The sequence below is a fragment of the Geobacter sp. PheSNFMC genome, from assembly GCF_059620965.1.
Window position 1 is genome coordinate 17,620 of record NZ_JCAMRN010000023.1, and the last position, 12,581, is coordinate 30,200.

Below are 12,581 nucleotides of genomic sequence, written 5' to 3' on the forward strand. Positions count from 1 at the left end.
TAAGAGGGGACGGCAGTAGCCGTCCCCTCTTATTTTGTGACGAGCATGTCGTCGCGTCAGTTGAAAAAGAGTCTGACACCGAAGGTGCCGGCAACGCCGCTGGGGTCAAAATTGCCCGATTTGCCCCCCGGTGCGTCGATGTCCACTTCGGGAGCCACGACCCCCCTTACCTCGGCATTCAGGACAAGGTGCTTGGTCAGAAAGTAATCAAGTCCGCCGCAGAGGTGAACGCCGACGGTGGTGTCCACATCGGCCCCGCCCGGGCGATCGTAATCGCTGAGGAGGATGTCGATGCCTCCCCCTGCATAGGGAGAGAGCTTCGGCTGCGGGGTATCGAAGCGGTACTGGACTCCCAGGGCGATGTTGGTAATCGAGAAATCACCCTGGTCAAGGCCGGACACCAACTCTGAACCGAACTTGGTATGGGTCACGTCGATCTCTGCCGCCAGGTTGTTCGTCACCCCGTAGATCAGCCCGCCACCGCCGAGGAAGCCGGCGTCGGTTTCCAGTTTGTAGTTGTCGAAGTCGCTGTCGCCGGGCAGGTAAAAGCCGATCTTGCCGGTGATCCCGAGGCGGCCTTTGATGTTTTCCGCCAAAGCGGTTCCGCTGCCGGCAGCGACGGTCAGAGTCAGGCAGAGCAGGGCAATAAGTCGTTTCATGTCGAGAAACCTCCGTGTCGTGATCGCGACGCCGTTTGGCGTCTGTAGTTGTCAGGCCATTTCCACGACGGCCTTGACCGCCTTTTCGATCCCTTCCGCCGCTTCCGAGATGCGGTTGGCGAGCATGTAGGCGGGCGTGGTGACGATTTTGTTTTCCCGGTCAATGACGAACTCGGCAACCGGGCAGGATATGTGCTCACTGCCTGTTGCCGCAATGGCGGCGGCGGTGCCGGCATCGGTGCCTATGGTCACCTTCGGCTTGTAGTCGCGGCCGAGGGTGGCGGCGATGAGGGCCGGGGCGATGCAGATGGCGCCGATGGGCTTTTTTGCCACGGCCATCTCGCGGATGAGGCGGGCCACCTCCGGGTGGATGGTGGCGGCCGCCCCTTTTTCGGCAAAGGTGCACAGGTTTTTTGCCGCGCCGTAACCGCCGGGGAAGATAACGGCATCGAGCTCCGCAGCCGACACATCCTTCACGTCCCTGATTTTGCCCCGGGCGATCCGCGCAGCCTCCACAAGCGCGTTGCGGGTGGCGCCGGTTTCCTGGGAGGTGAGGTGGTTCACCTCGCGGAACTCCATGCCCGGGGCCATGCAGACCGCCTCGGCACCGTTGCGGTCGATGGCGAGGAGCGTCAGGACCGCCTCGTGGATCTCGCTACCGTCATAGACGCCGCAGCCGGAAAGAACAACACCGATCTTTTTCATGGGCTCCTCCTTCGTTGTCCTGGAATCATAATGATGCCGGACGATATTCTGTGGGTGCCGCTTAAAGCGGTGCTAATTGTAATCATTCGTCTTCTCTTCCGCAAGTGCGATCGTCACGGCCCGCTCGTAGGTGGTGAGCGGGAAGGGAATGAGGTCACGAATCCGGTTTTCGCGGCAGACGACCTCGTTTTTCAACCCCTCGATGAGCGGGATGGCGATAGAGGGGCGAACCGGCGTGACAAGGCCAACCCAGTAGGACGAAAGCCTGGGAGTCAGCACCGGCACTGACAGGATCATGGTGAATGTTTTCTCCACGCCTGCGAGTCGTTCCATCATCTCCCGATAGGTGAGGATATCGGGGCCGCCGATATCGAAGGTTTCACCCGTGGTCCGCTCGTCCTCCAGACAGCCGGTCAGGTAGCGGATGACGTCCCCTACGGCGATGGGCTGGCAGCGCGTGGAGACCCACCGGGGAGTGATCATGACCGGCAGGCGCTCCACCAGCGCCCGGATCATTTCGAAGGAAGCGCCGCCGGCGCCGATGATGATGGCAGCCCGCAGGAACGTGGTGCGGAATGAGCCCCGCCGCAGAATGGCGGCCACTTCGAGGCGGCTCGCCAAGTGCTCCGACAGATGATCGCCCGTCTCGCCGAGCCCCCCGAGGTAGATGGCCCGCCTCAGGCCCGCCCGGTTGCCCGCGGTTACAAAATTTTCCGCCGCCTCACGGTCCCGCCGCTCAAACCCGGCCCGGCCGCCTGCCATGGAATGAACCAGGTAGAAGGCAGTGTCGATCCCCGCCAGGGCGGCATCGAGTCCTTCGCGGGTCAGGATGTCGCCCACCACCCGCTCTGCCCCGTCGGGAAGCGGGGCATCGGGCCGCCGAACAAGACAGCGCACCCGGTGGCCGCCGGCCAGCAGGGCCGACACGAGCCGCTTGCCGATAAATCCGGTTGCACCGGTGACCAATACGATCCCTTCTCCGGGGTTCATAATTCCTCCTGGGCAGATGGCGGCGGAAATCTATCTATCTATTGTACACGCTTCTGCCGTAAGACAAGGGCCGGAGGCTGTGGTATGGTTGTGGCGGGAGGGGGCGATGAGCAATACGGAAGGTCCGTTCACGAGAGAGATAGCCTGCCAGCAGATCCTCATGGAGGATTCCTCTGTATTCTCGGTCCAGTGGACGACGGTACCCTCAGACCTCCGCCCGCGGCTCTCCGCTGAGTTTCTCCTCGAGCGGTACCTTGCCTACATCCGGCGCTTCACGCTTACCCTGATCCGGCCGGTTGTCGCGGCGGACGGTATCGCCTTCCGTCTGGCCGGGACGGGCCGGAGCCTGATTCTCTTTACCCCGCCGACACGACGGGATGGCCCTGGCCATGAGGCGCTCACCCTCCGTATTTGCGGCGGGTTCCTGGTTCAGGCCCGCCAGTGCGACCGCGGAGAACTTTCGTTCATGCTGGATGATGACGTTTCCGGTGTGCGTCTCACCCTGCGACTGACCGACTACTGCCCGTTGCTGCTCGGGAGCAGTGAACCGTCGCGGCTTCGGAAATGGCTCTATCGCTTCACGCAGGCATATATCCACAAAGTGGTGACGGTCCGTTTCCTGGCACGGGTGTATGCTGACCTGGCCGGGGGCGGAGGGTGCGTGCGGGTGGTCCGGGCGAGAGTCAGGGAGGGGGAGGAGCTGTAGCGTCCCCGGAGGTCCCGGTTGCAAAGCGGATGGCCCGTGTTAGGCTTTTTTCGTCAGTACCGAACCCGAGGGAGGGACGCCATGAAAGAGCAGGACCGCACAGCGGTATGCAACCGCACTGAACGCAAGGAAGAGAATGTCAGGGTACGGAACGTGAAAACCGGCGAGATCGGCTTTACCTTCGGCTGCACCGAGGAGGGGGGAACCATTCAGGTTCGACTGGAGAACGGTCAGTTGGACAGCTGGGTGGCTGCCGACTGCGAGGAAGCGCCCGAATAGGGGTGTCCCGTGGAAGGACGAAAGTGCAAGCGGCTGTCGGTGGAGGTAGGGTGCTGGCTCGTGGAAATGGACGGAGCCACCTGCCTCTACACCTTTGACCTGTCGGACGAGGGGGTGGCGGTTATTACGGAGGACCCGCTGCCGGTCGGGCGTAGCGTTATCCTCCAGTTTTTCACCCCCCGCTCGGCCAGTGCCGTGACCCTGAAGGCCCAGGTGGTCTGGAGCCGCCTGGAACCGGAAGGGGCCATGGGTCTGCAGTTTGTGGAGCCGGATGCCCGGGGCCGGGAGACGTTGCGTGAGTTCATGCGACTGCTGCTGGAGCAGCGGGAGCGGGAACGGCCCGTGCATTAGGCTTTCTGCCGGACCGGGTCAGTCCCGGGTATAGAGAACCGCCACCGCCCGAGCCCGCTCTTCTCCCACCGAAACGTAGCCGTGGGGCTCCGAGGAGTCGTAGTAGATACTGTCCCCAGGCAGGAGCCGCATGACATCGCTACCGTAGTGGAACTCCAGTTCTCCGGCGAGCAGGTAGATGAATTCGAAACCGTCGTGCCGATAGAAGAAGCTGTCACTCCAGTCGGTCAGTTCGAACTCCACCAGAAACGGTTCCATTGGCTTGTGCCGGATGCCCGGGGCCAGGGACCGGTAGATGTAGCCATGGGGAGCATCATTTCCCGAGCGGCGTCGGGTCGGCTGTTGCTGGGCTGCCCGGGTCAGCACCACTTTCTGCTGGTCTTCCTCCTCTTCGAAGAAGTAGTGGATGCCCACCTTCAATCCCTTGGATATCTTGAGCAGCGTGGCAATGGGAGGGGTGACCTGGTCGTTTTCGATCTGGGAAAGAAGGGGTTTCGAGAGTCCCGAGAGCTCAGACAGTTCCTGGAGGGTGAGCCGTCGTTCCTGACGGAGCTTTCTGATCTTGGCGCCGAGCCGCAATTCCTTGATCTGGGATTTGATGTCGTCCACGGTGATCTCCTCTCCTGCCCGTTATAGGTCAACTCCCGCGGGACCGTCAAGTGCTAATCCGAATGGCCGCGGGGCGCGGTTCGGCGCCTAAAGGGCGTTGACATCCCCGGCCATATTGGCTACTCTTTCAAAGGTTTAGAGCGATCAGCTCCCATGAACCGGTATGAGCGAGGTTCTTTGCATGTTCGTCCGTCGTCTGCTCCTGATATCGCTGCTCTTTGTCACAACTCTCACCGCCTGCACGAAGAAGGAAGAAAAGCTCTTCTATGAGTCGGGCCGTGCCGACGCGCCGGTCAAGGAGGTGCCCAGGGACATCCTTGCCACCCAGCAGGCCTTCGTCGAGCTGGTCAAGAAGGTGACCCCGTCGGTCGTGAACATCTCCACCGTCAGCCGGAGAAAGATCGAACAGCCCTTCTTCGAGTTTTCCCCCTTTTTCAATGATTTCTTCGACAACCGCCCCCGGTTCCGGCGGGAACAGAGCCTCGGCTCTGGCTTCATCATCAACCGGGAAGGGTACATCGTCACCAATGACCATGTGGTGCGCGACGCCGAAAGCATCAAGGTCAAGCTCTCCAATGAGAACGTTTACGACGGCCGCATCGTCGGCAGCGACCCCAAGACCGACATCGCGGTCATCAAGATCGACTCGCGTGAGGAACTTCCCGTGGCGGTCCTGGGCGATTCGGACAAGCTCCAGGTGGGGCAGTGGGCGGTAGCCATCGGCAATCCCTTCGGCCTGGACCGGACCGTGACCGTCGGCGTGGTGTCGGCCACCGGTCGCTCAAACATGGGGATAGAGACCTATGAGGACTTCATCCAGACCGACGCCTCCATCAACCCCGGCAATTCGGGGGGGCCTCTGCTGAACGTCCACGGTGAGGTGATCGGCATCAACACCGCCATCGTGGCCGCCGGCCAGGGGATCGGCTTTGCCATCCCGGTCAACATGGCCAAGCAGATCGTCACCCAGCTCATCACCAAGGGTAAGGTCACCCGCGGCTGGCTCGGCGTCACAATTCAGCCGGTCACCGACGATCTTGCCAAGGAATTCGGCCTGAAAAAGGCCCAGGGCGTCCTGGTGAGCGACGTGGTGGCAGGGAGCCCGGCTGCAACTGCCGGCATCCGGCAGGGGGACATCATCCTCAGGTTCGCCGGCAAGGAGATCAAGGATGCCCAGCACCTCCAGCGGGTGGTGGGCGACACGGCGCCGGGGACAAAGGTGCCGGTGGTGGTCTTCCGGGAAGGGAAAGAGGTTCAGCTCTCCCTGGCGACGGCCAGTTCCGACAGCGTCCAGGCACGCCAGGCGCGGCCCCAGGGAGGGGCGCCCGACACCCTTGGCCTTGCCGTGGAGGAACTACCCCGCGAATACCGTCAGGAAGGTTTCACCGGCGTCCTGGTGGTCCAGGTGGACGATGGGAGCGCCGCCGGCGAGGCGGGCATCCGGGAGGGGGACGTGATCGTGGCGGTGAACCGGCGTCCCGTGGCGAACCTGGCAGAGTACGACCGCGTCATGCGCGAGGCGGCCCGACGCGGTTCGGTAGTGCTTCTGGTGCGTCGCGGCGACGCGAGCATCTATTTCTCCCTCAGGCTCAGGTAGCGGACTTCCGGCTCATGGGCCAGCCAACGACAGAGGACATACCATGACAATGATCGACAATCCCGACCAGGCCCGCCGCCTCGCCCGCGCCATCATCTCGGACATTGCCATCTACAACCGGGAAAAGGTCGAGCAGGGGATCAAGAACGACACCATCTTCGATCTGCTGGCCGAAGAGATCGAGGAGGGGCGCCAGCATTTCGCCTCGCGGGTGGCGCCTGAACTGGCGGGAACCGGCATTTTCGACCTGGCCCTGGTTGATGTCCTGATCAAGCGGGCGGGCAAGATCGAGTCGGCCATCTGGTAGGGGCGGAAAAGCGGGAAAGGGTTCGGACGGGGGCACGGCCGGCGGTCGCGCCCCCGTCCTGTTCAGGGACGGAGAGGAGCAGTGGTGGAGAGACAAGAGGAGCGCTACGATCTGTCGGTGCCGACGGAAGGTGAAGCGGAACGGCTCGACCAGTTCGTGGCCCGCTCGGTCCAGGGAATAACCCGTTCGGCGGCCCAGCGCCTCATCGAAGAGGGGCGGGTGACGGTGGACGATCGCGTCGAGAAGCCGTCTCTCAAGCTCCGGGGTGGCGAGCGGGTGGTGGTGACGGTGCCGCCGCCGGCCCCCGCAGTGCCTGAAGCGGAAGAGATCCCGCTGGTCGTCCTCCACGAAGATGGCGACGTGATTGTGGTCCACAAGCCGGCGGGCATGGTGGTCCACCCGGCCGTGGGAAATCCCGGCGGAACCCTGGTCAACGCCCTTCTGGCCCACTGTACGGATCTCTCGGGCATTGGCGGCGAGATTCGTCCCGGCATCGTGCATCGCATCGACAAGGATACCTCGGGCATCCTGGTGGTGGCCAAGAACGACCGGGCCCACGAATCGCTCTCCCGGCAGTTCCACGACCACACGGTCAAGAGGGTCTACCTGGCTCTGGTCTACGGCTCGCCCCGCGAGGACAAGGGACGGATCGAGGGGGCCATCGGCCGGCATCCCACGGACCGGAAGAAGATGTCGGGCACGGCGCGCCATGGCAAACACGCGGTCACCCACTGGCGGGTGGCCGCCCGGTTCACCGGCGTGACGCTGCTGCGGCTCCGGCTGGAAACGGGGCGTACCCACCAGATCCGGGTGCACATGGCCGAGGCCGGGTTTCCCCTGGTGGGGGACGAGGTCTATGGGGGCGCCGGCCGGATCAACAACCTCAGGGACCCGGTCCTGCGCAAACTCATCCGGGAACTGGGACGTCAGGCACTGCACGCCAAAACCCTTGGTTTCGTCCACCCGGTCACGGGGGAGTACCTGGAGTTCGACACTGAGCTGCCCGAGGATATGGCGCGGATTATCGATTATCTGGAACGACAAGGAGCCTGATCATGGAGATGAAACGAGCCGACAAGGTTCATTACGTGGAGCCGTCCCTGCTGGCCGCCGCAGGTGTGGCGGTGCAGGGATTCACCACCCGCCACGAAGGGGTGTCGCGCACCCCCTACAATTCCCTCAACCTGGGTACCGGTACCGCGGACTCCTCCCACAGCGTGGAGGGGAACCGCAGCATCCTGGCCCGGGCCTTCGGCGGCACCGTTGAGCGCCTGGTGACCGTCACCCAGGTCCATGGGACCGACTTGCTGGTCATTGACGCGCCGAACCCCGATTACGGCTACTTCCAACGGCTGGAAGCCGACGGGATCATTACCAACCAGCCCGGTGTGATGATCGGCGTCTGCGTTGCCGACTGCGTGCCGGTGCTCCTGCTGGATCCGGTGAAGGGCGTCGCGGCGGCACTCCACGCGGGGTGGAAGGGAACTGCATCGGGCATCTGCCGCAAGGGGGTGGAGGCCTTTGTCTCCATGTTCGGCTCGGATCCCCGGGACATCCTGGCGGCTGTGGGGCCGGCCATCGGCCCCTGCTGCTACGAGGTGGATACCCCCGTTGCCCAGGCCTTCCGCCAGGGGGGCTGCGAGTGGGACGAGGTCGCCACCCTCAGCGGCGTGGCCCGGTGGCAGCTGGACCTGGCGCGGGCCAACGCGCGGCAACTGGCAGCCTCGGGTATTGCGGAGGGAAATATCGAGACGAGCGGCCAGTGTGTCTGCTGTTCGCCGGAGCAGTTCTTCTCCTACCGTCGCGACAAGGGAGATACTGGTCGGCAGATGGGATTCATCATGCTGAAAGGATAGGGCGGGGCGCCGATGAAGTTTCCCATTTCCGATCAGATCCGGTCAGTCCAGTGCGCTCCCATCTCCGAGGTTAAGAGCTGGCTCGCTCACCGGGAGCCCGACCCGGAGCGCCCGCTGGTGGATCTGTGCCAGGCCGTGCCCGACTATCCGCCGGCCCGTCAGTTGACCGACTACCTGGCGGCGCTCCTGGACGATCCGCTGGTGTCGAAATACTCGCCCGACGAGGGGCTCCCCGAGGTGCGCGAAGGGGTGTGCGCCCGCTACGGCCGGGTCTACGGCGCGGCCATGAATCCGGATCAGCTTTGCCTCACCATCGGCGCCAGCCAGGCGTTCTGGCTCGCCATGGTGACCCTCTGCCGCGCCGGGGACGAGGTGATCGTCCCGCTCCCCGCCTACTTCGACCATCCCATGGCCCTGGATATCCTGGGCATCAGGCCGGTCTACCTTCCCTTTGACGAGGAACGGGGCGGGGTGCCTGACCCCGTTGCGGTGGAGCGTCTCATCACCCCGCGCACCAGGGCCATTCTGCTGGTGACCCCCTCCAACCCCACCGGCGTGGTCACGCCGCCGGAAACGATCCAGGAACTCCACGGGTTGGCCCGGCGCCGGGGCATCGCACTGGTCCTGGACGAAACCTATGCCGACTTCATCCCCGGCGGTGAGCGGCCCCACGATCTTTTCCAGGACCCCCGCTGGGGGGATCACCTGATCCACCTGATGTCCTTCGGCAAGACCTATGCCCTCACGGGGTACCGGGCCGGCTGTCTCGCCGCGTCGAAAGAGTTCATCGGCCACGCCCTTAAGGCCCAGGACACCATGGCGGTCTGCCAGCCGCGCATCACCCAGCATGCCGTGCTCTACGGGGTCAGCCATCTGGACGGCTGGGTGGAAGAGAACCGGCTCATGATGACCCGACGGCACGACCTCTTTCGGTCGCTCTTTACCCGTCCCGGCAATCCGTTCAGCCTCGTGGCGAGCGGCACCTTCTTCGCCTGGGTGCGGCATCCCCTGCAGGAGGGCACCGGCCGGGAGGCCGCCCGCAGGCTGGCCGTGGAAGCCGGCATCATCTGCCTCCCCGGCGAAGTGTTCGGCCCCGGCCTCGAATCCTACCTCCGGCTCGCCTTCGGCAACATCCGCGACGAAGCCATCCCCGGCGCGGTGGAGCGATTCCGCTCGTTTGCCCCCTGAGGTTCTCCTCTTCCGATCTTCATCCGCCTGCCGCGGAACGAAAAAAGCCCCCTGCCGAATGTCATGGCAGGGGGCTTTTGCGCAGAAGCGCTCGCGATTCAGAACTCCTGGGGCATGGCCTTGACCTGGGCCGCAGTGAAGACCGGGCCGTCCTTGCAGACATAGACATTGCCGACGTTGCAGCGGCCGCACTTGCCGAGGCCGCACTTCATCCGGTTCTCCAGGGTCGTGTAGATGGCCGTGTCGGCGAATCCCAACTTCTCCAGCACGGGAAGGGTGAACTTGATCATGACGGGCGGTCCGCAGACCAGGGCGATGGTGTTTTCCGCGGCCGGCGCTGCCTGCTCCAGGACCGTCGGCACAAAGCCCACCTGCCCGTCCCATGAGGGGGAATTACCCCCCGGATCCACAGTCTTTACCAGGCGTACGTCGTTCCGCTCCTCCCACTCCCTGAGCTCCCGCTTGTAGACGAGGTCGGCCTCGGTCCGGGCGCCGTAGACGATGGTGATGTCGCCGAATTTCTCCCGCCAGTCCAGGCACTGCCAGATGAGCGTCCGCAGCGGCGGCAGCGCGATGCCTCCGGCCACGAAGACGAGGTTCTTGCCGAAGAACTCTTCGACGGGAAACGAGTTGCCGTAGGGTCCGCGCACACCGATGGTGTCGCCGGTCTCCAGGGAACGCAATGCTTCCGTGACCCGCCCCACGGCCCGGAAGCAGCACTCGATGTATCCCTGCCGGGTGGGGGCCGAGGCGATGCAGAAGGTGGCCTCGCCGGCGCCGAAGGCCGAGTACTCGGCAAACTGGCCGGCCCTGAAGGTAAAATGCTCCCGCACCCGTTCATCCTGGAACACGAGCCGGAAGGTGCGGATGTCGGGGGTCTCGTCAACGATCTCCTCGATCGTTGCCAAGTGGGGGAGGTAGATGTTCTTGTGGTCGCACATGGTGGAGCCCTTTTATCCTTCCGCCAGTTTTGCCGCCAGGTCCGAGAATGCCTGGCCCTTTACCTTGAGCTCCACGGGGCGGTTGTTGTCTCCGAAGCCGATGGTGATCACGCCACCCAGCAGGTGGTTTTCCATTTCCGCGAACAGAACTGCCCTGGGATTGATCAGCAGGTTGCCGGACTGCACGAAGCCGCGCTTCAGCAGGTTGGCAGCGAATTGTTCCTGCTCCGCTCTGGATACCTTCTTGAAGAGCTGTTTCCGGATGGCCGGTCCGTTGAACCAGACATCCATGATCCGGCTGGCATCGGTCACCAGCGGATTGTCCTCCGGCGTGGTCATCTGGACGGCGACAACACGATCGATGTTGATGAAGCGTTCCATGGGGAACTCCTCTTACTTGTTATTGATGTCGTCAATGATCTGGGCGATGTCGATCCCCACCGGACAGGCGCGGATGCACCGTCCGCAGCCGGTGCAGAGGCGCTGGCCGAACTTGTCGTGGTAGTACTTGAACTTGTGCATGATCCGGTTGCGGTAGCGATGGGGCTGTACCTCGCGGGGGTTGTGGCCCGACGCATGGTAGGTGAATTTACCGAAACCGCAGGCGTCCCAGTGCTTGCGGCGCGCCCCCTGCTTCTCGCTCCCCTCGTCGCTGATGTCGAAACAGTGGCAGGCGGGGCAAAGAAAGGCACAGGCGCCGCAGCCGGCACAGCGGGCGGCGATCTCTTCCCAGAGGGGGTCCTCGAAATGGGTGTCGAGCCAGGCCTTGATCCGGTCCAGGTCGAGCGGCGCCAGCTGGGGCTCGGCAAGGGGAACAGGCTCGCCGGCATCCGCCTCGGCAAAGAGCCCGGCATGGGCGGTCAGGAGCGCCTCACCCTTGTCGGAAATAACGTCGCAGCGGTAGGTTCCTCCAGCCAGGGGGGTGAGGAAGAGGTCGCTCCCCTTGGTGTCCGCCGGGGAAAGCCCCACCGCCGTGCAGAAACAGGCATCGTCCGCGGTGGTACAGGCAAGGCCTATGATCGTGGTCTTGCGCCGCCGCTCCAGAAAAAATTCGTCCTTGAAGTCCCAGGAGAAGACCGCGTCGAGCACCGGGGCCGCCGCCACGTCGCAGGGGCGGGCGCCGATGAGCACTGTCTCCGGGAAGCGGGCCGGGTCGATGTCGTGCACCCTGGTCCCGGAACTGCTCTTTTCATAGGTCAGGATATTCTCGCACAGGGGGAAAAAGGTCTCCTTGGCGGAACGGCGGGGCAGTTCTCCCAGGGACAGCTCTTCCGCCGAGGCCAGCGGCTCGTACAGGGTCAGGGTGCCCACGGCTTTCGGGCCGATGACCCGTTTGCCCTCGCCCGCGAGCGTATCGATGAGAAGGCGGAGATTCTGATCGGTGATGATTTTCGGCATGGGGGTTCCTGGAGGGGCGGCCCGGCCGGGCGCCCCTGCATGGTTATTTTATGAACGATTGATCGTCGTCTTCCCGGTACTCCGCCAACGGTCCCTTTTCCTTTGCCTGGAAGCCAGCCTCGTGGCCGTAGAGTTCCTTCAGCTCCTTGGCCATCTTGCGATTGAGGAGGTTGAGCGGGATGTCCATGGGGCACGCCCGTTCGCATTCGGCGCAGCCGGCGCAACGGCCGGCCAGGTGCATGGCCCGGACCATGTGCCAGGCCATATTCCCCGCCGGACGCGGCGTGGTTTCCACCGCCTGGGGGCGGTTGCGGTCGCAGAGGCATTGCTCGCAGTAGCAGAAAGGGCAGACCTGGCGGCAGGCGTAGCAGCGGATGCAGCGGGAGAAATGCTCCTTCCAGAACGCCCACCGCTCGGCCGGGGTCATGGCTTCGAGCCGGGCCAGTTCAGCCGCCTCGTGGGGGGTGAGGGCGGGCCTCCGGGGGACGGTCCCCAAGGATACATCGGCCCCTTCGGGGAGCTCTGCGGCGCACTCCCGGCACTTGCGGGCCAGGGTGCTGTCGTCCAGGGGAGCGTTGCCCTGGACCGCCGGACCGTAGACCCCGGCACAGGCCACGCCGATGATGTAGATGTCGTCGCGCTTGAGCTGGTTCTCACCCATGAGGCCGGCCAGGGCCTTCATGTCGCACCCTTTGGCCACCACGGCCAGCGTGCCCTTTTCCCGGACCTCCTTCTTGGCCTTGGTCAGGTAAAGGGCCAGGTTGTTGACGCAGGAGGGGGAAAAAATGAGTTTTTCAGCGTCGGCGGGATCGGTGACGATGGCCGGCACGGCGCTTCCCCTGCGGCGTCCCGCCTGCCAGCCGATCACGGCGGCAGCCGTGCCCGATTCCAGGACCTTTTTGGCTTCCGCCCGCAGGGCGTCGGTGACGGCGTCATAGAGCGCCGTGTCGATGGTATGTGCGGTATTCGTCATGATGAACCCTTGCAAGCTCCGT

At 64.0% G+C, this 12,581-nt stretch carries 16 protein-coding genes; 8 read left to right on the plus strand and 8 right to left on the minus strand.

Annotation, left to right across the window (positions count from 1 at the left end; translation table 11 throughout):
- Positions 1-56: 56 nt before the first annotated feature.
- From AC6CDK_RS06810 to AC6CDK_RS06820, 3 genes are all read right to left on the minus strand, one after another.
- Complete coding sequence (locus AC6CDK_RS06810; protein ID WP_039647395.1) at positions 57-659, minus strand: porin family protein; 603 nt, start codon at positions 657-659, stop codon at positions 57-59.
- Positions 660-710: 51 nt separating this feature from the next.
- A complete protein-coding gene (gene elbB, locus AC6CDK_RS06815) occupies positions 711-1,364 on the minus strand; it encodes an isoprenoid biosynthesis glyoxalase ElbB (protein WP_039647394.1) in 654 nt (217 codons plus the stop codon).
- Between the two features lie 72 nt (positions 1,365-1,436).
- The gene (locus AC6CDK_RS06820; protein ID WP_192905879.1) at positions 1,437-2,354 is read right to left on the minus strand and encodes an NAD(P)H-binding protein; all 918 of its coding nucleotides are present in this window, start codon (positions 2,352-2,354) and stop codon (positions 1,437-1,439) included.
- A gap of 106 nt (positions 2,355-2,460) precedes the next feature.
- Between AC6CDK_RS06820 and AC6CDK_RS06825 the strand changes: the two genes are divergently transcribed.
- The 3 genes from AC6CDK_RS06825 (at position 2,461) to AC6CDK_RS06835 (ending at position 3,690) form a co-directional block, all read left to right on the plus strand.
- Positions 2,461-3,060 (plus strand): hypothetical protein, encoded by a 600-nt coding sequence (locus AC6CDK_RS06825; protein ID WP_192905878.1) that lies wholly within the window; start codon positions 2,461-2,463, stop codon positions 3,058-3,060.
- A gap of 81 nt (positions 3,061-3,141) precedes the next feature.
- Entirely contained in the window at positions 3,142-3,339 is a 198-nt protein-coding gene (locus tag AC6CDK_RS06830) for a hypothetical protein (RefSeq protein ID WP_192905877.1), read from the plus strand.
- Positions 3,340-3,348: 9 nt separating this feature from the next.
- Entirely contained in the window at positions 3,349-3,690 is a 342-nt protein-coding gene (locus AC6CDK_RS06835) for a PilZ domain-containing protein (protein ID WP_192905876.1), read from the plus strand.
- 18 nt (positions 3,691-3,708) lie between these two features.
- On the opposite strand, the gene AC6CDK_RS06840 is transcribed toward AC6CDK_RS06835, so the two are convergent.
- Positions 3,709-4,299 (minus strand): helix-turn-helix domain-containing protein, encoded by a 591-nt coding sequence (locus AC6CDK_RS06840; RefSeq protein ID WP_192905875.1) that lies wholly within the window; start codon positions 4,297-4,299, stop codon positions 3,709-3,711.
- Positions 4,300-4,480: 181 nt separating this feature from the next.
- Here AC6CDK_RS06840 and AC6CDK_RS06845 point away from each other — a divergent pair, with 181 nt between their 5' ends.
- The 5 genes from AC6CDK_RS06845 to AC6CDK_RS06865 all read left to right on the plus strand — a co-directional run bounded on the left by AC6CDK_RS06845 (position 4,481) and on the right by AC6CDK_RS06865 (position 9,247).
- Entirely contained in the window at positions 4,481-5,896 is a 1,416-nt protein-coding gene (locus AC6CDK_RS06845; RefSeq protein WP_192905894.1) for a DegQ family serine endoprotease, read from the plus strand.
- A 43-nt stretch (positions 5,897-5,939) separates the two neighbouring features.
- Positions 5,940-6,203: a hypothetical protein gene (locus AC6CDK_RS06850; RefSeq protein WP_039647384.1), complete on the plus strand. Its 264-nt coding sequence runs from the start codon at positions 5,940-5,942 to the stop codon at positions 6,201-6,203.
- Positions 6,204-6,287: 84 nt separating this feature from the next.
- A complete protein-coding gene (locus AC6CDK_RS06855; protein WP_192905893.1) occupies positions 6,288-7,256 on the plus strand; it encodes an RluA family pseudouridine synthase in 969 nt (322 codons plus the stop codon).
- Positions 7,257-7,258: 2 nt separating this feature from the next.
- The gene (gene pgeF / locus AC6CDK_RS06860) at positions 7,259-8,059 is read left to right on the plus strand and encodes a peptidoglycan editing factor PgeF (RefSeq protein WP_192905874.1); all 801 of its coding nucleotides are present in this window, start codon (positions 7,259-7,261) and stop codon (positions 8,057-8,059) included.
- Positions 8,060-8,071: 12 nt separating this feature from the next.
- Complete coding sequence (locus AC6CDK_RS06865) at positions 8,072-9,247, plus strand: aminotransferase (protein ID WP_192905873.1); 1,176 nt, start codon at positions 8,072-8,074, stop codon at positions 9,245-9,247.
- Between the two features lie 98 nt (positions 9,248-9,345).
- Here the strand turns inward: AC6CDK_RS06865 and AC6CDK_RS06870 are convergent, their stop codons facing one another.
- Genes AC6CDK_RS06870 through AC6CDK_RS06885 form a run of 4 tightly spaced genes read right to left on the minus strand, consistent with a single transcriptional unit; the run spans position 9,346 to position 12,559 of the window.
- Positions 9,346-10,188 carry an FAD/NAD(P)-binding protein gene (locus AC6CDK_RS06870; protein WP_192905872.1) on the minus strand — a complete coding sequence of 281 codons (843 nt, stop codon included), beginning with the start codon at positions 10,186-10,188 and terminating at the stop codon, positions 9,346-9,348.
- 12 nt (positions 10,189-10,200) lie between these two features.
- A complete protein-coding gene (locus AC6CDK_RS06875; RefSeq protein ID WP_039647373.1) occupies positions 10,201-10,569 on the minus strand; it encodes a hypothetical protein in 369 nt (122 codons plus the stop codon).
- Between the two features lie 12 nt (positions 10,570-10,581).
- Positions 10,582-11,586 carry a 4Fe-4S dicluster domain-containing protein gene (locus AC6CDK_RS06880; protein ID WP_066358204.1) on the minus strand — a complete coding sequence of 335 codons (1,005 nt, stop codon included), beginning with the start codon at positions 11,584-11,586 and terminating at the stop codon, positions 10,582-10,584.
- Positions 11,587-11,629: 43 nt separating this feature from the next.
- Entirely contained in the window at positions 11,630-12,559 is a 930-nt protein-coding gene (locus AC6CDK_RS06885; RefSeq protein WP_192905871.1) for a 4Fe-4S dicluster domain-containing protein, read from the minus strand.
- Between the last annotated feature and the right edge of the window lie 22 nt (positions 12,560-12,581).

What these genes read in the sequence shown, in the direction of transcription:
- AC6CDK_RS06825 (WP_192905878.1), top strand. Translation starts at nt 2,461, where the DNA reads ATGAGCAATACGGAAGGTCCGTTCACGAGAGAGATAGCCTGCCAGCAG.
- AC6CDK_RS06870 (WP_192905872.1), bottom strand. Translation starts at nt 10,188, where the DNA reads ATGTGCGACCACAAGAACATCTACCTCCCCCACTTGGCAACGATCGAG.
- AC6CDK_RS06885 (WP_192905871.1), bottom strand. Translation starts at nt 12,559, where the DNA reads ATGACGAATACCGCACATACCATCGACACGGCGCTCTATGACGCCGTC.
- AC6CDK_RS06810 (WP_039647395.1), bottom strand. Translation starts at nt 659, where the DNA reads ATGAAACGACTTATTGCCCTGCTCTGCCTGACTCTGACCGTCGCTGCC.
- AC6CDK_RS06865 (WP_192905873.1), top strand. Translation starts at nt 8,072, where the DNA reads ATGAAGTTTCCCATTTCCGATCAGATCCGGTCAGTCCAGTGCGCTCCC.
- AC6CDK_RS06830 (WP_192905877.1), top strand. Translation starts at nt 3,142, where the DNA reads ATGAAAGAGCAGGACCGCACAGCGGTATGCAACCGCACTGAACGCAAG.
- AC6CDK_RS06820 (WP_192905879.1), bottom strand. Translation starts at nt 2,354, where the DNA reads ATGAACCCCGGAGAAGGGATCGTATTGGTCACCGGTGCAACCGGATTT.
- AC6CDK_RS06880 (WP_066358204.1), bottom strand. Translation starts at nt 11,586, where the DNA reads ATGCCGAAAATCATCACCGATCAGAATCTCCGCCTTCTCATCGATACG.
- elbB (WP_039647394.1), bottom strand. Translation starts at nt 1,364, where the DNA reads ATGAAAAAGATCGGTGTTGTTCTTTCCGGCTGCGGCGTCTATGACGGT.
- AC6CDK_RS06875 (WP_039647373.1), bottom strand. Translation starts at nt 10,569, where the DNA reads ATGGAACGCTTCATCAACATCGATCGTGTTGTCGCCGTCCAGATGACC.
- pgeF (WP_192905874.1), top strand. Translation starts at nt 7,259, where the DNA reads ATGGAGATGAAACGAGCCGACAAGGTTCATTACGTGGAGCCGTCCCTG.
- AC6CDK_RS06850 (WP_039647384.1), top strand. Translation starts at nt 5,940, where the DNA reads ATGACAATGATCGACAATCCCGACCAGGCCCGCCGCCTCGCCCGCGCC.
- AC6CDK_RS06845 (WP_192905894.1), top strand. Translation starts at nt 4,481, where the DNA reads ATGTTCGTCCGTCGTCTGCTCCTGATATCGCTGCTCTTTGTCACAACT.